This window comes from Legionella sp. PATHC039, assembly GCF_026191275.1.
Classification (GTDB): domain Bacteria; phylum Pseudomonadota; class Gammaproteobacteria; order Legionellales; family Legionellaceae; genus Legionella; species Legionella pneumophila.
Window position 1 is genome coordinate 625,683 of the sequence record NZ_JAPHOP010000001.1, and the last position, 17,080, is coordinate 642,762.

Sequence of the window (17,080 nt, forward strand, 5' to 3'; positions counted from 1 at the left end):
GATACCCTTTCACAGGGCTTTTATTTTATAGTCTTCTAATTTCCTCTAAGAATAGTGATTATTGGATCAATCCTCAAATCTATGCAATCATGAGCTCTAATTGAATCATTGATACTTCAAAATATTATTTGATAGATCCGAGAAAAACTACGCTCAAAGTGACCGAATTCTCAGGGGTCTCTTTCTATGATTTAAGGTGAACTTTTGCTACGACTGCAGAAAGCCTTGATCTGCCAGCTTATGCATTGAAACGTTTACTTAACCATAAGATGAACACTGATGTAACGGCAGGATACATTGTGCGGGATGTAGAGCGATTGAGAAAACCTATGCAACGGATCAGTGATTTTTTAGTGAGGCAGATGTCTTGTGATCTAGGCAATAATGGATAGCTTTCTGTGGAGCAACCATTGACAATTACTCTACAGTTCTACAGTTCTACAGTTCTACAGTTCTACAGTTCTACAGTTCTACAGTTCTTTAGAAGTAATTTGATGGTTAATAAATACATGCGTATAATTATGTTACTACTTCCCCTAGGACTCAGCTCCTAGGGCACAGAGCCTCTTCGGAGGCTCTTGTTTTTTTAGATATACACTATTTTTATTGAACATCATCTTTCTTTGTATCCGACTTGATAAACAAACTTATTGGTAAGGCGAATAATTTAATTTCATTATTAGAGAAAGGTAATATTTCTTTGCCAGAATAAAAAATGACACCATATTGGAATTTTGAAGGATTAAACTCTGCCAATTTTATTAATCCTTTAAAGTCATGCATGTTTACAGTTGCTGACGCTTTGATTTCAACTCCAATGATCTGATGATTATCCCTTTCCATGACGATGTCCACTTCATTTTGGTATTTATCCCGGAAATGTAATAATTCTACCTTTTCTTCTGACCAACTGTTTTGTTTGAGCAACTCCATATAAATTAAATTTTCTAATAGCCCTCCATAATGAGGGCTATTAAGTAATTGCCCTTCATTTTTTATACCTAAAAGGCTGCAGGCAAGTCCTGTATCTATTGTCTGCAGTTTGGGTATTGTAATAGCTTGTCGTTTTGCTTTATTTTTTAAATAAGCAGGGACTCTCTTGATGATAAACATCAACTCTAAAACTTCGATATATGCTTTGACCAGTTTATCATCTTCGCCTAAGTTGTTTGAAATATTTGAATATTTAAGTAGATTGCCCGAGATTCCCGCTAAATAAGGAATAAGGGCTTCAAGTTTAGAACGATAGTCACCTTTAGCATGATATAGAGTCTCGAAATCTTTAAAAAGACGACCTTCTATATAAGATTTGTACCATATTTGTTTTGCTCTTGAGCTTTTATCTTGAACCTCGGGATATCCACCTTTGAGAATAAAATTGGCTAAGTCGGCGCGGGTAAGTAGCGTTAGGTTATTTAAGTTTAAATTTTCATTACATAATAGATCGACAATATTATAATCAGTTTTGTATTGTTCTGATAATGATAGTGGATATAGTTCTAATCTCGCCATATGTCCAGGTAAAGCTTCTTGTGTTTTCCCTGATCGAAAAATATCTGCTGATCCAGTTAATAGGAATTTTCCTTTCACATTAGGTGGCAGGTTATCTGATGCTTGCTTTATGGCCGGAATTAATTCAGGTATATATTGAAACTCATCCAAAACGACCTTTTTATTATGCAAAGAATTTATAAAACCAATCGGATCGTTTTGAGCTGATTGGAGAATTGTTTGATTATCAAAGGAAATATATTCAAGGCCATTATTTCGGGCAATTATTTTTGTTAAAGTTGTTTTGCCTGCTTGCCGTGGTCCGGTTAAATAAACAATTCTGAATTCAGCTAGTAACTCAGTAATAATAGGGGTTAATTTTCTTTCAAACATCGGGATTCATATAATAGGTAACATGTTTTCAATATATCACATCTCTTAAAAAATAGCCAATAAAAACCCGAATTATCCATTATAAAAATCCGAATTATCCAATATGATAACCCGAGAAATACAAGGTGATATTCCGCATAATCCATATGGGAATCTTTATTGTTGAGCTTAAAATTAGATTAAATTTTATTTAACCCTTATTCCGCAGTAAATTTTTAATTTAGAATCCATCTAAAAATTGGTTGCCTCAAATTAATGAGCAACTGTAGCGCCCAGGCTGAAAGCTTAATATTAAATCCACATGTATATAAAATAATCAATTTACGTTGTATAATGTCAACCCTATTTAATTGCGTCGAGAAATAATTATGCAAGAACAATTTGAATTTCCCTTTGATGAATTACCCAAAGACATAAGGGAAACAGAAATTGGTCAGTATTTAAAGTTACCTGATTTTGCCCATCTTATCCAAAGCTCAAAGGCTAACCAAACTCTATTTAAACCCCTGCTGGATGAGCAAAAACTACCTACATTTCTGCACAGGGCAGTCCGACGAGAAGATGATGCGGTCCAAAAGATACTGATAAATGACCCCACTTTACTCTCTAAAAGAGGAAAAGTCACCGACTGTTCAGGTCGAACTTTCGAGAACATCAGTGCTTTTGAATACATGCTTTGGGCCTTGGATAAGCATGGTTGGACGATGCTTCTTGAGTGTATTCCTAAAACCAAGAATAACGAGGAACTCGTTAAAGAATTATTAGCACAATACAACAAGGTGAAAAATGAAGGAGTGACCTATACACTCAACGGAATAAAAATCACGGAACAGCATTTTGATTTTAAAAATACCATTATTAAAGAACTGCAAGACCAAGTGGATGCGAGTAATGTGCCCAACCCCAATTGGGATTCCATTGATAAACAATGGAGAGAAGGGGTGGGCGGCGCGCAAAAGCTTTTTCCTATGCATGTCGTTTATGAATACTGCTCGGACGAGCCGTTTAACCCTATACCGAAATTTAATTCAAAACCCAAGTCATCCAGCCAGTTTTATAATTGGATAACTAATAAGCTTGAAAGTTGGTTCTCTTCTGATTCGTTGTTGGGGGGTGAGTTTGCAATATATAAGGCTACTGCCGAGCGGGCAGGGGGGGCCGGGGCGGGCGTGCCTCGCACCGTGCGTTGGCTTGGGTGCACGTGCGATTTACTCGCCATGAAGGCGTTATGCGAAATAAGAACAAGCGATTTTATCGTACTCAAATCAACACTCGAAAATTTACTTAAGCTGACTATTAAACCGGAACACAAGAATAATAATCAAGGGTGCATAATTTTTTAATGTGCGCTGCATGAAGCTGTGTGGCATACGCTGCCCCATCAGCGTCCCAGCAGGCCTCTAAAAACCATAAAAGTACGTCTGGATACAACCAGTGTTTTGATGTTCTTACCCACCACAAACACCAACGATGCAAGTAGCTGATGATACGTCGGGGAGAAACCCCATCTTTGACCATCCACTTGACTTGCTCGCGTGCTTTGCGCAAAGTTCTTGGATGAGGAACGATGCATGTATACAAAAGAGGCTGACCATTTGGATGACACATTGCATCTACCCTCCCCCGCATTGGAAGGTATTTGCTCATTTGATGCCTGGTCACTGACTAAGTCGGTCTTTGTGTTTGTGGTGTTATCCAAAGGGTGCGTCTTTGGATAAATGAAGGCTACTATGGTTATTGGAGCACCTCAACGTATGGTGGGCTAGAACAAAAATGGCTATTAGCCAAAAGCACTAAAGCCAAAGCCCGCGAGGAGAATACTCTTAATAAAGCAATTGCAAAAAGTACAGAAGCTGCTCTGAAAAGCTTTCATCGTTTATGTCGAAAAACCTTTGATTGTGCCACCGATGCGGAGATTGCTCTTCAGGAGTAGAAATCATCTCAAGAGTTTATAGTGCTTTGTGATACAGAGATTATTGAAGAAAAGAAATATACCAAACGAGGTAGACCAAACTCTGAAGACAAGCCCCAATCCTTTTTTTATTGCTACTTCCTTGCATTGTAAGGCACAAGCCCAAGAAACCAAGGGTTTATTCATTATTGCAACGAATGATTGCTCTGAAAATCTTTCCATGCAATTTATTTTGGATGAATATAAATCTCAGCAGGCTGTAGAGCGTGGCTTTCGCTTCCTGAAAAGCCCAGACTTTCTTACCTCCTCATTTTTCTTAAAAAAACCAGAGCGCATTGAAGCATTCTTAATGGTAATGACCTGTTGCTTAATGATCTATGCCAGCGTCGAACAACTTATTAGAAAGACCTTACAAGATAATGATGCCTCCTTCCCTGATACCAAGAAAAAACCAACTAAGAGGCCAACTGCCAAGTGGGTATTTTTTTGCTTTCAGGGGATCTCACTTTTAACGATAGATAAACAGCACCAGGTAGTAACCAATATGATGGATAGGCAGGAAATCTTGCTTAATTGTATGGGTAAAATGTACTGGGAGTTTTATTTATGAAAATAAGCATGAAGGTTGTTGCAAATTTTATACAATATGTGATTTTAATAAATTCTGAAAATTACTGCGGGATCTAGGATTTAAAGCACTTTACAAAAAATTAGGTGGAATATTCGGGACAGTTGGGACAACCGCATAGTCACTCGGTTTTCTGTGTCCCAATATCAATTTTTCACTTGGGACAAATGGGACAAATTTTTCTGGCAAAATTTTTTTAGTAACAATGAATATCATTTAATAACAATCAGATCACAGGGCTTTAAAGCGCTTGACACCCTTTTAAATTGCAAGCAATACTTCTTGTATAAAGGAAAGAATAAAAATAAAGAGAGTCAAGAGAGCATTATCGATAAATTGGTTAAAGATGTACCTGAAAGAATAAGAGGATATTGTAAAGAATTACATGAAACTTGATTACTATGAACTTCTTAAAATTATTATTAACAGTAAATTAGAAAATAAAGAGATAGACATTCAGAATTTAAATGAAACAGATAAAAGGTCTTTGAATTTATTTCTGGAATATAAAAGACCCTAAATCCCGAAATCATAAACTGTCTACATTGCGTCTACATGGAATATTTGAATTTTTTGGATTTTTATCTAAATCATTGATTCTAATGGTGGCCAGAGGCAGAATCGAACTGCCGACACGAGGATTTTCAGTCCTCTGCTCTACCGACTGAGCTATCTGGCCACTCAAGGCTTGCTATTAAACTCCGAGATCGACTTTGAGTCAAGTGTTGATTAAGTTTTTTTTGAAAATAATTTTTTTTGGTAGGCTATGGCAATCTCTGCTCCTAGAAAAGCGTTGTTTTTGATAAGCTCAATATTAGCTTCCAGACTCTTGCCTGCAGTTAATTCAGCAATACGCTTTAACAGGAAGGGGGTTAATGATTTTCCGCTCATGTGTTTGGCTTCTTCATGAGCCTGTTTTATGTATGGACTGATTTCCTCATCAGATAGTTCCGCTGATACTGGAATGGGGTTTGCGACGACTATTCCGTTTTTCATGTTCAATTTCTGTTGAATTGACATGAGATTTGCTACTTCCTCGGCCGAGTTTAAGCGTTGTGGAACTGGTATTCCACTCGATCTGCTGTAAAAAGCGGGGAATTCGTCTGTGGCATAACCTATGACTGGCACCCCAAACGTTTCAAGAACTTCCAATGTTTTTGGTAAGTCGAGAATCGATTTTGCGCCAGAACAGACTACGGTAACTGGCGTATTGGATAGCTCTATAAGATCAGCTGAAATATCAAAACTCATCGTCACGTCTTGATGAACACCACCTATACCTCCGGTGACAAATAGGGGGAGCTTAGCCATATGGGCACAAAACATGGTTGCTGCTACCGTCGTGCTGGCAGTCACTTTACGAGATAATACAAAAGAAATGTCTCTGCGAGAGGCTTTTATTACTTCTTTTTGCAGCGCGAGATGCTCCATGACTTCTTGAGTTAAACCAATACGGATTTTCCCTTGGTGCATCGCTATAGTAGCCGGAATGGTACCATGTTTGCGAATAATATTTTCAACCTCAATGGCTGTAGTTAAATTATCGGGGTAGGGCATTCCATGAGAGATGATGGTCGATTCAAGGGCAACAACCGGTTTTTTGTCATTAATGGCATCCAGTACTTCTTCGTTAAATTCCAACAAGTCATGAAACATAAATTAATCCTTTATTTTATTTCTTTATAGCCAGAGGGTTTTTCTGAACCTTCGCCAAAAAAATATTTTTGCATTTCTTCTTTCAAAAACTCACGAGCCCTGGCTTCAATCAAATTCAGGCGGTATTCGTTGATTAACATGGTTTGATGGGAAAGCCACATATTCCATGCTTGCTTTGATACTTCATTAAAAATTTTCTTACCCAATTCACCAGGGAAGGGTTGTTTTTCCAAGCCTTCTGCTTCTTGCTTTAATTTGTAGCAAAATACTGTTCTGCTCATGGATATAACCTCTTTATTTTGATATAAAGTCTCATTATCCTAGAAAAAACAGTTCCAATCCACAGCATGTCTATCTTAATCAGCACGGCTTTTTATTTGAGCTTGTAAAATATGTTGTGAAAGTAACTGCTCTTGCTCGCTGGTCAAATTACAGAAAGCCACCGCTGTGCGGTAATGCGTCTCACTTTGATATTGACTATAAACTACTACGGCATCAACAATAATGGGTATCATTTTGGGTTTCGTGTACAGGATGATTTTTAGATTGGTTTTTTCTTTAATCTGTTCTGCTGTTTTAAATGCCATGCCGCCTAGGCTGATGTTGACTTTACGTAGTTGAACTTTACTCGACATTAACATTTGTCGAGATAAATAATCAATTTTGGCATTCAAAAGATTAAGGTAATGCGCCAAAGCAGGTTCTTTTACCGCCATTACCTGAGTTAGTTCGGCCAACTCATAATCAATTCCCTGAAAATATTGCGCTGCTTCCATGTACTTTTGCCCATTTTCACCTAGTAACTGATTAGTGATTTCTGTATCGGAACAAAATTCACCCGGTGCAAGAATTCGATAATCAAAATAGATATGATCATCAATACGAAAATGTTGACGCCTTTCATGTACTGGCATAGTCACTCCATTATTCCAAGTTTAAACATCTCTCTTTTCATTTGCTGCATTACAGAAAGTTTTAAAAGAAATCTATTAAACTTTTACTGTCATTCCATTTCCAATCATTTCTTCTTTCATAACAGCCTGATGTAAATCCATAGTGGTCATTGATTCTGTATCTGGTTTCTCGAAATCAAGCTGTAAGTCATTTTCAAGATTGGCTAACCCATCCGTATCTAATTCAGCCTGTGAATACACTTGCCCTCCTAGTTTGACAATTAAAGGAACTACAGGCGATTTTAGATGATTTATAATTCGCTCAGACTCGATTAATAGGGCTCTGCTTGCTTTTTGTGCGTCTTTATAATTTGTGGCAAGAGTTTCCATTTTGATGCAGTTTGTCAAAAAAGTTACAAACCGAGGGTCGCTCACTTTATTTTGGACAATAGCTTCTCTCACAACCTTGTTGAATTCTGATACTCTGTCCAGTCTAAGAGCTGCGGCAAAGGCTTGATCAATGTTATGGGGCAACACTTCTGGATTAATTAATTTTTGGAGTCGTTGTTGCGCATCAAAATAGAATTTTTTAAGAATGTGCATCCCCAAGCCTTTGTCATTTGCCAATTCTATCAGCACTTTGATTTTCGCTTCAGTTTGGGCAAGGCATTCTATTTTGTTATGGAAGCTTACCTGTTCATTATTCATAAGGACACGGTATTCTGCAATAGTATTTAAAATTTTGGTTCTATTACCTATACGATAAGCCATTTTTATAATACAGAGGTCTTTATCATCTAAATAATCAGTATTAAGAGATAATTCAGGGGAATGCTCAGGATGCAACATATTTTCTCTAAGGCCATCCAGATGGGCTTTGCTAATCGTTATCACTTTAGGAGAGCTAATAGTCAGAGAATCTCCGCCGCCATGGCGTTTGATAAAATCGACCATTTCTTCTGGAATATTGAATTTAAAACTAATTTGTATTTTTCCATTTTTTAAATCATTAATCGTTTGTACTGTATTCGCTTGTCGTGTCGTCCATGGGTTTTTATAAGGTCTTCCATCATCAGAGTAGAGAACCGGGTTGTGTAGTAATTTCTCTAGAATTAAACATTGCCGGATGACATCGGAGCCAACGGTCCCAGTCGTTTGAGGTAGCACTTCGGTTATTTTATTGATACGAATTAGAATTTGGCTTTTTATTTGCTCAGCGTCTTTTTCCAAAATTTCAACATCATTTAACTCTTCTGTTAATCGTGCGCGTTCGTCTTTTGCTAGTTCTTCTTGCAATTGTTTTTTAATGACTTGAGTACGATTATGATGCAGCCATGAAATATGATCACAGTATTGGGTAATAATGCGTTTTAACTCTTTAAGTCGCACGAGGCTTGCGTATTTGGTAACTAGGGAAGAATCCTCGATTAAGGTTCTGTTTCTCCCTTGCCCATGACGGGTATGTTTCATAATGAACTGATCGGGTTGAAGACTGATTCGTGAATCAAGGATAAATTTGTCTGTGTCCGTAATGACCTGATCAAAAATATACAGGCTAGTGTAGTTTCTTAATGCTTTGTTTTTACAATATCCACCTATAGCATCTGTATCACAACATAAATAAAGTAATGCCAGAGCATGACCAAAATCCTTGATATAAAGATCGGCCTGGATTCCTTCACCTAATGGTTTAATTGTGGAGTAATGGGTATAACTTTGCCCGCTTAACCCCATGCCTACTTTATAAATTTTACCTGAAGAAAATTCATTTAATAGATTGATGTTGTCAAAAGGAATAAACAAGGCGGGATGACCATTATAGCTTACTGTTGTTAAAGAAGTAGTGTCTAAACCCATTAATCTTGAGATGTTAAGGGCTATGGCTTCACGTTGTACTTCTTTTATGTCGCCATGCTTGGGTAATTTGAGTATACCTTCTATACCAAGTTTATAATATTGCTCTCTTGACTCACTATAACTATCCAAATCAAGCTCTTTTTGAGCGCAAAGATGTCTCAATTGCTCTTTCACTTTGGCAAGTGTTATTAAAGGTATTTTCTCAGTAACTCCTTCAATAGTCTCTGCTAGCGTACAATAACTCAAGTTAGAACCATTGTCCTGGGGAATATTGAGCCTCTCGAGTTGATTAATTTTGTTTAAATCTGTTAGTACGTTGAGTTTTTTTTGTAAAAGAGTTATTTGAGGATTATTATTCAGTTTTTCTTTAATCGAAGAGATTTGGTTGGTTACCTGGATAATATTTGCTGGATTAAAAGAACTGACTTCTGGAAAAGTTTGCGCTATCTTATATAATTTGGCTCTGCTTTCTGTAATCAGCTGATCAAATTCTTCATCTGCTTCTTCGGATAAGGTGACTGAACGAGTATAATGGTTGTCTCTTGGCAGTGCTTCAATCGTTCTCGTATTTAGCCAATATTGCAAACCAAATTGAGCTTTGCGTTCACTGGTATCGATTAAAGCAGGGGGAGAGCCTGGTGAGTAGGTTGCGGAATAGTTAAGTATATCCACATATTGTTTCCATTGCTTTTCATCAGATTCCAATGTTGTGAAGTCAAACAATCCATTGTTATGTAGAGAAATATAATCCAATAGCTTATCCAGCCTGGCATAGGCTGTTAGATCTTGATCATTGAGATTGACGTCCTCTGGCGTGACACTTTTTTCTTTTAAATAACGTTTTAAAATCCTTATCTTTTGGCTAACGTCCATTGCCTATTTCCTTATAGTATCAATCAGACTTATTTCCATGTTTATAAAAATGCTTTTCCTATTCAATGTTTTCCTTCAAATTTTTAGTTATTTTTACTTAACTTCCCAGTCAAAAATAAGTCATTATTTTGACTCTGATTTTTGTATATTCTTTTCTATAAATATAGACATAGTTTTATGCTGTTGTTAAAAACATATGCAATTATTTAACAAAAAGAGAAAATAAAGTTTCAAAACCCACCACCACATTTGTTAAGTTAGCCACCCTGTAAAATCAGGGTGGCTGCAGAAAATTCAAGAAGCAAGCCTCTGTTTGCTATTGTAGATTAGGTTTTGGCGGCTTCCAAGCTATTTCAGATAACCTGGGTCTTTGTTCTTTGATTTTCTGCCTATTGCTGCCATCTCCTCTGAAAAGGGTAGATCTGACGCTATCTATCCTGCAGACATTTTTTCTCTTCGCGGGAGGCGTTTCGTCAACAGCAGGAGAGGCATTTTCTTCCTCCTTGGATTTGGGTTTTTTAGCCTCATCAAAGAAGTGTACAGAACGCTTTGTTTTTGGCTTGGGGGCATCATCGGTTATCTTCTTTTTAGGATGCTCATCAAGCTCTGGAGTTGATACATTTCCTTCAGGACTATTGGCCTTAGTTGGATTATTTTGTTTTGCTCCATCCTGATCTTTTTTCTGCGGTTTCGCTTCGGTGGGATTTGGTTCGTTTGCAATTATAATTGTATCTACGTTACCCGCATTTAAATGGATTTCACTTTCGCTATCAGAGGGTTCGCTAGTACTATTTCTTTCTGATGAATTGCTGTTATTATGCGAGAGTATTTCTTGAAGATTGGCAAAGATAAAACACTCCAGATGTTCACCCTCTTTTTCACCAATGCTTTCAAAATCTTTGGAAGGTAAAAATTCAAGCTGCGGGAAGTGCATCTGAAATTCTTCTCCTTTTAAATCAACAGGAATTTGGACTGAAGGAGTTTCCGTTTCTCTTTTTTCTCTTTCCTTTTCGATATAACCTAGAAGAAATTCAGCTGTTTCGCTGTCTTTGGAGGTAAACATATTTTTGATTTCTTCAGAGGGTAAAAATAAGAGTTGCGAAAAATAAATCTGAAATTCTTTACCTTTTGTATGCTCTGGTATTTGCAAGGATGATATTTCCGTTACGTTATCGACTCTGAAGTATCCAAAGGTTAACCAATGCAGTGCCTTTCTATACCAGGGAGCTTGTTCCCAATCCTGGTTTAATAATTCTTCGTCAATCAATAAAGGCAGTTGACGTGTAAAATAGTTTTTTGACGATTCATCAAAACATTGAGTCGCTAATTGTTTTAAAAGCTCTGTTAATTGGGGTATTTCAGGCTGTCTTTCAAAGAGTTTCATAAAAATGGAGCTGGCTTTCTTTAAAAGCTCTTTTCTACTGGATGGAGGATTTAATAGCTGCCTGATTTCATCAACATCTTTTTCAATCGCTAATTCAATTAAACCAGACAGTTTCTGAAAATAAGGTTTTGACACGTCGTTAAAACATCGAATTGCCAATTTTTCGGCTAGACGGGTCAATCGGGTTTCTTTAGGATCATATTTCGATAGTTTAGTGAAAACAGGATTAGCTTGTTTCAGAAGCGCTTCACCTTTTAAATCGCTGTTCAATAATTTATTAAGAGCCTCAATATCTTCTGCAATCCCTAATTGGGAAGAGGGGAAAACTTCTTCCACTTTCTGGTAAAAGGCATCAGGCGGTAAATTTTTGAAGTTAAGCAAATTCTGGAATTGTTTAATAGTCATTCGTTTATCAGGATCACGGCGAGTCAATTCCTGAACCAGAAGAGAAAGATTAATGATTTGTCTGGATGGTGTTTTGAAATGAGATACGGCACTGTGATCGGGATTTCTAAAATTATCTGGCAACTCGTCCAATTGCGTTAAAATCAGGAATTGTTTTAAAGCCATTCCCAGTTGATAGGCCATGAATTGAGGCATGTTCATGCGTTTCCAAAGGGCGTTGCCATTATAGCCTACAGGGTCGCCTTCTTTGTTAAATAGTAGGCATTTTAAAAATTCATCTGGGGCAAATAAAGGACTGCTTAGAGTTTCACTGGCTAAAGGATTGTCACTCGTTGTGAACGTTTTTCTATCACTGACCAGTACTCTGTTATTGTGAACCAGAAAATTATTTAACTTAATGTCAGGGTGATAGTTATGAGTTTCTATTAACTTTAGACAAAAGTCAGTTAACTGGACAAAGTAATATCCAATTCGCGGAGCGATATTTTTGGGGCTACCATCTTTTAACTGTTTGGCGATTTCTTCCAGATTATTTTGATTGGCGAATTGGCTGAGGATAACTGGTTTGTAAATAGTAGAACCATCTTCCGCTTTAAATCGCATCATAAAAACAGAGTAATCTTCAATAAAGTACTTGGATAAACCATAGGAATGAAGCTCTTGTTCTTTTCCTAACTCATGTCTGTCTTCTACACGAAATACAAAAGGGGCATCCCATCCACTCATTGTGAATTTGAAGTTAAAATTATTCACATGATTGCCAAGTTCTTTGGTTTCATAAGCAGGTAAAACCGGCAAATTGTCTATGGATTCACCCTTAATTGCTTTTATTTTTGGGGCTACAAGCCTAAGGATTTCTGTTTGTCTTTCTACAATTTCTTTTGTTTTTTTATCATGTAGAGCTAATTCATTCAGGAGAAAATTAATTTCAATATAGCGAGCAGCGCATTTTTCAAACTCATGTTCCTTTAACAGTTTATCGCGTTCTTGCATGAGCTGGTATATGTTAGTCTCAGAACCGTTGATTTCAGGTTTATTTTTTATTTCTTCAGAAACAGCTTTGGCAAATTGCATTCCTTTTAGAAAAAAGGATGCGTTTGGATTGATTGAAAATTTAGCTAACTCCTTTAACCAACCCCCTTCTTCCGCATCGTTTATCCAATCAAACAACTCATCATCCAGCTGAGTTTTGTTCAGTAAGTAATTGATTTTTTGCAAATAAAATAACTTTTGAATCTTGTCATCTTCAGATGCATTATTGTAAGCGATCACTAAGGGCGTTATATCTTTAAACGATTTAGGCGGTAAATTCAAAGGCATGAAGTACTCCGAGGTATCTAAATTACATGGGCTGCGTATTAAACTATTGAACAAAGTAGATTTAAATTGAGCAAATTTAGCATCTTTTTATCGAGACTTCAAGCACATTTTATGATCAGCAAGAATGTATCTGATATCGTTGGTTTTGGATTTATGATTTCAGGTTAGTTCTATGTAACGTATGGGCTTCAAAGGATATAAAAATATCATGCTCCTCTATCATCAGGAGGGTATTTTATGCTTTAATATGAGTCATTTCTTAAAGATACATTTTTAAGGTTTGCTATGACTTTTGTAGTAACGGAAAGTTGTATACGATGCAAGTATACTGATTGTGTAGAAGTGTGCCCTGTGGATTGTTTTTATGAGGGGCCTAATTTTCTGGTGATTCACCCCGATGAATGCATTGATTGTGCCCTTTGTGAACCAGAATGTCCAGTTAATGCTATTGTTTCAGAAGATGATTTAACAGACGAACAACAACAATTCAAACAGTTAAATGCCGAGTTATCCAAAACCTGGCCTAATATTACTGCTAAAAAAGATGCTCCGTCTGATGCCAAGGATTGGGAAGAAGTCAAGGATAAACTTCAATATTTGCAAAAAGAGTGGAAGAAATAACCACCTTCGCTGAAGATTGTCGGCGAATTCTCATTGAGAAGGGAAGATTATCCACCGCAATTCCTGGCTTTGTGTCAAGGGCGCCACAAGCCGATTTGGCAGTGGCCATAGCCAATACCATTGTTGAGCAATCGATTTTGGTGGCAGAAGCAGGAACGGGAACAGGTAAGACCTTTGCTTATTTGTTACCATGCTTGTTAAGTGGTAAAAAAGCACTTATCTCCACAGCAACCAAAACGCTTCAGGATCAGCTTTTTCAAAAAGATTTGCCAACCTTGATTAGAGCTTTGGGCTTATCAGTACGGATCCAGAATTTAAAAGGTCGTTCCAATTATATTTGTCAATATCGAGTTGAGACGCATGCTGAGGAAGGGCAGTTTCAAAGCCCTCAATGCGCACATGAAATACTCCATGTCAGAGATAAATTGTCGCAAATGAAAGAGGGTGTTCGGTCCGAATTGCCTGAACTTAATGAAGATTCCCCAGTATGGCATTATGTCACATCCACTACCGACAACTGCCTTGGTGCAGAATGTCCCAATCATGAAACCTGTTTTTTGGTGAAAGCGCGTAAGCGAGCTATGGAGGCAGATATTGTCGTTATCAATCACCATCTTTTTTTTGCTGATTCTCAGTTAAAAAAAGAAGGCTTTAGTGAACTATTACCTGGTGTTGATGTCGTAGTGTTTGACGAGGCCCATCAGCTTGCAGACATCGCCTCGAATTTCAATGGGGAGCGCTTTGGAACACGTCAATTCAAAGACTTGGTCGATGACATGCTTAATGAATGGCCAATCCTGGATTTAGCCAATCAACCTCTAAAGTCTATAAGTCATAAAGCAGACAAACTGGTGGATCAACTGCTCAATGCTTTGCCGACTCGTGAGGAACGAATCAGTTGGGATTTGGTTAAACGAAATAAGGAGTTTATGGATGCGTGGAATACCTGGTTATCTTTAAAGGATGAGTTGATACAATGCATGGAATCAAAGGATACTGCTGATATTCCCGGGTTAAAAAGATGCAAAGAGCGCCTTTTGGATTTGGAAACTGTCTTGCTTTCCTTTACTGAGGAAAATAATCATAAAATTCGTTGGTTGGAGCGTTTTAAACACACTCTTGTTTTTCATGCCACCCCGTATGATGTTGCTGAATCATTTAGTCAATTATTAAGAGACCAATCATGTGCCTATATTTTTACATCAGCTACACTGACTATGGCATCGGCTTTTGATAGTTTTTGTAAACCTCTGGGATTGGATAAAGTACAAACTTTGTTATTATCCAGCCCATTTGATTATCAGCAACAGGCTCTGCTTTATTTACCTCGAGGAATACCCGATCCTAAAGATGCTCATTATTATGAAGCTTTGCTGGAAAAGGCTTTACCAGTTATAGAAGCTTGCGGCGGCCGTTGCTTTTTCCTTTTTACCAGTCATAAAGCAGTAAAATTGGTTGCTCAAATGCTGAGCAATACTTTAAAATATCCGCTTTTGATTCAAGGTGATGAAGCAAAACCTATTCTCCTGTCTCGATTCCGGCAATTGGGCAATGCTGTGCTTTTAGGTACTTCTACTTTTTGGGAAGGTGTTGATGTCAAAGGAGAGGCACTCTCTTGTGTTATTATAGATAAATTACCCTTTGCTAACCCCGTTGATCCTGTAATTCGTGGCAGAATGTCTTATTTAAAGAAAAAAGGGCTTTCCGGTTTTGATGAATTATCCTTGCCAAACGCCGTGATTGCATTAAAACAGGGAGTAGGGCGATTGATTCGTGACATCACCGATAAAGGTGTATTAATGATAGGAGATCCACGTTTGACTGGTAGAGAGTATGGTCGAACCATTTTGGCAAGTTTACCTGGACTTCCGAAAACCCGGGATGAAGAAAAAGTACTGCATTTTATTAAAGAGTTGGCTTTAAATGATGAAACTGTTAGCAATTGATACCTCAACTGAACTGGCCAGTGTTGCCATCCTTCTAGGTGACGAAATCATAAGCAGAGAGCAGGATAGTCAAAGAATCCATGCTCAATTGATTTTACCTATGATTGATGAATTGATAGCCCAAGCCGGATTGGGTCTTAATCAATTGGATGGAATAATTTTTGGATGTGGTCCTGGAAGTTTTACAGGATTGAGAATCGCGTGTAGCATTGCAAAAGGGTTGGCTTATGCCAATGATTTGCCCCTTGTTCCTGTGAGCAGTTTAGCCGCAATTGCCTGGACAGCTCGGGAAATAAAAGAGGATTTTAATCAGCCTGTATTGTCTGTTTTGGATGCCCGTATGCATGAAATGTATTGGAGTTGCTTTTTGGAGCAGCAATTCTTAGCTCAGGACAGAATTAATGCAGTAAAAGATATTCAGCTGCCAGCCAATCAATCCTATATTTTGGCCGGAGTTGGGATTGATTTGTACTGGATGGATTTTCCAGAAGAGATCAAATCACAAACTAGTGAAGTATTAACTGTTTTTCCGACAGCGTCTGCTATGATACGTTTGGCACAGAAAGCAAATATCAAGGCAGTTTCTGTGGCGCAGGCACAACCAGTGTATGTGCGCAATCAGGTTACTCAAGGAGATTCGCGTGGATAAAAAATTATTGGAAATATTGGTTTGTCCTTTATGTAAAGGAAAATTGCTGTTTAAAAAACAGGAACTGATCTGCAAATTTGATAGGCTGGCATTTCCTGTTCGTGATGATATTCCTGTCATGCTGGAACAAGAAGCGCGTTTGATTCCTCTGGAAGAGAAAGATAAATTATGAGTCGTAATTTTCATGTGATTATACCAGCCAGATATCACTCCAGTCGTTTTCCAGGTAAATTACTTCAAGAAATTAACGGCATTGCCGTGATTGAACGAGTTTACAGGCAAGCACTTCTGGCAGAACCAAAGTCGGTGATTATTGCCACTGATCATGATGAGATAGCTGATCGTGCAATCCAATTTGGAGCGGAGGTTGTAATCACTTCACATACGCACCAAACTGGAACCGATCGAATTGCAGAGGTTGTCGCCAAGGGTAGCTTTGCTCCTGATGACGTCATTGTCAATGTGCAAGGTGATGAGCCATTTATCCGACCCAAATTGATTCAACAAGTTGCTTCCTCTTTAACAAAGACAAAGGCGCCTGTGTCTACTTTATGCTGGCCTATTAGTAGTCTTGAAATATTAAATAACCCTAATGTGGTTAAAGTGGTATGCACTCGAGATAACCACGCTCTTTATTTTTCAAGAAGCGCGATACCTTTTCACAGAGATGATAAAAACGCTTATTCGAATACCTTCAGGCATATCGGTTTATATGCTTATCGCGCTGCCTTTTTACTAGAATTCGTTAGCTGGCCGCCCTGTACCTTGGAACAAATAGAGTGTTTGGAGCAATTGCGCATCCTATGGTCTGGTTTCTCTATCCGGGTTGATGAGGCCTGTGAAGAACCTTTACAGGATATTAATACAAAAGAAGATTTGATTTTGGCTCAGCAATATTTTCTTGATACTTTTAATGTATAACTCGTTGTAATTTATCGTTTTTTCTATGAGGGAATGATTTTATTCACTTCATATGGTCGCCACTCAATTTTCATCATAATGGAGTGACGATCTTGACTATTTTTCAGCGCATCGAAATGACATCTTTTTGT

15 protein-coding genes, 1 tRNA gene and 1 pseudogene are annotated in these 17,080 nt (G+C 37.7%); 9 read left to right on the forward strand and 8 right to left on the reverse strand.

Annotation, left to right across the window (positions count from 1 at the left end):
- Positions 1-125: 125 nt before the first annotated feature.
- A pseudogene (locus OQI99_RS02860) lies at positions 126-392 on the forward strand (integrase); the annotation flags it as partial.
- 211 nt (positions 393-603) lie between these two features.
- On the opposite strand, the gene OQI99_RS02865 reads toward OQI99_RS02860, so the two are convergent.
- On the reverse strand, positions 604-1,884 hold the full coding sequence (locus tag OQI99_RS02865) for an ATP-binding protein (RefSeq protein ID WP_061512451.1): 1,281 nt from the start codon (positions 1,882-1,884) through the stop codon (positions 604-606).
- 368 nt (positions 1,885-2,252) lie between these two features.
- Between OQI99_RS02865 and OQI99_RS02870 the strand changes: the two genes are divergently transcribed.
- Positions 2,253-3,227, forward strand: a complete 975-nt coding sequence (locus OQI99_RS02870; protein WP_061512452.1) for a hypothetical protein — start codon at positions 2,253-2,255, stop codon at positions 3,225-3,227.
- Here OQI99_RS02870 and OQI99_RS02875 read toward each other — a convergent pair.
- Complete coding sequence (locus tag OQI99_RS02875) at positions 3,181-3,531, reverse strand: hypothetical protein (RefSeq protein ID WP_154694767.1); 351 nt, start codon at positions 3,529-3,531, stop codon at positions 3,181-3,183. The two genes, OQI99_RS02870 and OQI99_RS02875, sit on opposite strands and share 47 nt — an antisense overlap.
- Positions 3,532-3,586: 55 nt before the next feature.
- Here OQI99_RS02875 and OQI99_RS02880 point away from each other — a divergent pair, with 55 nt between their 5' ends.
- Together OQI99_RS02880 and OQI99_RS02885 are read left to right on the forward strand one after the other, a co-directional pair.
- Positions 3,587-3,817 carry a hypothetical protein gene (locus OQI99_RS02880; RefSeq protein ID WP_061512453.1) on the forward strand — a complete coding sequence of 77 codons (231 nt, stop codon included), beginning with the start codon at positions 3,587-3,589 and terminating at the stop codon, positions 3,815-3,817.
- A 43-nt stretch (positions 3,818-3,860) separates the two neighbouring features.
- Positions 3,861-4,406 carry an IS1634 family transposase gene (locus OQI99_RS02885; RefSeq protein WP_195911902.1) on the forward strand — a complete coding sequence of 182 codons (546 nt, stop codon included), beginning with the start codon at positions 3,861-3,863 and terminating at the stop codon, positions 4,404-4,406.
- Positions 4,407-5,027: 621 nt separating this feature from the next.
- Here the strand turns inward: OQI99_RS02885 and OQI99_RS02890 are convergent.
- The 6 genes from OQI99_RS02890 to OQI99_RS02915 all read right to left on the reverse strand — a co-directional run bounded on the left by OQI99_RS02890 (position 5,028) and on the right by OQI99_RS02915 (position 12,812).
- Positions 5,028-5,103: transfer RNA gene (locus tag OQI99_RS02890), tRNA-Phe, on the reverse strand.
- A 50-nt stretch (positions 5,104-5,153) separates the two neighbouring features.
- Positions 5,154-6,080, reverse strand: coding sequence for a pseudouridine-5'-phosphate glycosidase (locus OQI99_RS02895; RefSeq protein ID WP_061512456.1), 927 nt, complete (start codon positions 6,078-6,080; stop codon positions 5,154-5,156).
- 11 nt (positions 6,081-6,091) lie between these two features.
- The gene (locus tag OQI99_RS02900; protein WP_061512457.1) at positions 6,092-6,361 is read right to left on the reverse strand and encodes an oxidative damage protection protein; all 270 of its coding nucleotides are present in this window, start codon (positions 6,359-6,361) and stop codon (positions 6,092-6,094) included.
- Positions 6,362-6,436: 75 nt separating this feature from the next.
- Positions 6,437-6,994: a PilZ domain-containing protein gene (locus OQI99_RS02905; RefSeq protein WP_061512458.1), complete on the reverse strand. Its 558-nt coding sequence runs from the start codon at positions 6,992-6,994 to the stop codon at positions 6,437-6,439.
- Positions 6,995-7,069: 75 nt separating this feature from the next.
- The gene (locus OQI99_RS02910) at positions 7,070-9,703 is read right to left on the reverse strand and encodes a hypothetical protein (protein WP_265731313.1); all 2,634 of its coding nucleotides are present in this window, start codon (positions 9,701-9,703) and stop codon (positions 7,070-7,072) included.
- Positions 9,704-10,019: 316 nt separating this feature from the next.
- On the reverse strand, positions 10,020-12,812 hold the full coding sequence (locus tag OQI99_RS02915) for a hypothetical protein (RefSeq protein WP_061512460.1): 2,793 nt from the start codon (positions 12,810-12,812) through the stop codon (positions 10,020-10,022).
- A gap of 285 nt (positions 12,813-13,097) precedes the next feature.
- Here OQI99_RS02915 and fdxA point away from each other — a divergent pair, with 285 nt between their 5' ends.
- Genes fdxA through kdsB form a run of 5 tightly spaced genes read left to right on the forward strand, consistent with a single transcriptional unit; the run spans position 13,098 to position 16,949 of the window.
- Positions 13,098-13,433: a ferredoxin FdxA gene (gene fdxA, locus OQI99_RS02920; protein WP_061512461.1), complete on the forward strand. Its 336-nt coding sequence runs from the start codon at positions 13,098-13,100 to the stop codon at positions 13,431-13,433.
- A complete protein-coding gene (locus OQI99_RS02925; protein WP_061512462.1) occupies positions 13,421-15,379 on the forward strand; it encodes an ATP-dependent DNA helicase in 1,959 nt (652 codons plus the stop codon). The genes fdxA and OQI99_RS02925 overlap by 13 nt, the downstream gene beginning before the upstream one ends.
- Positions 15,357-16,028: a tRNA (adenosine(37)-N6)-threonylcarbamoyltransferase complex dimerization subunit type 1 TsaB gene (gene tsaB, locus OQI99_RS02930; RefSeq protein WP_061512463.1), complete on the forward strand. Its 672-nt coding sequence runs from the start codon at positions 15,357-15,359 to the stop codon at positions 16,026-16,028. The genes OQI99_RS02925 and tsaB overlap by 23 nt, the downstream gene beginning before the upstream one ends.
- Positions 16,021-16,200, forward strand: a complete 180-nt coding sequence (locus tag OQI99_RS02935) for a Trm112 family protein (protein ID WP_010947637.1) — start codon at positions 16,021-16,023, stop codon at positions 16,198-16,200. The genes tsaB and OQI99_RS02935 overlap by 8 nt, the downstream gene beginning before the upstream one ends.
- The gene (gene kdsB, locus OQI99_RS02940; RefSeq protein WP_061512464.1) at positions 16,197-16,949 is read left to right on the forward strand and encodes a 3-deoxy-manno-octulosonate cytidylyltransferase; all 753 of its coding nucleotides are present in this window, start codon (positions 16,197-16,199) and stop codon (positions 16,947-16,949) included. The genes OQI99_RS02935 and kdsB overlap by 4 nt, the downstream gene beginning before the upstream one ends.
- The last annotated feature ends 131 nt before the right edge of the window (positions 16,950-17,080 follow it).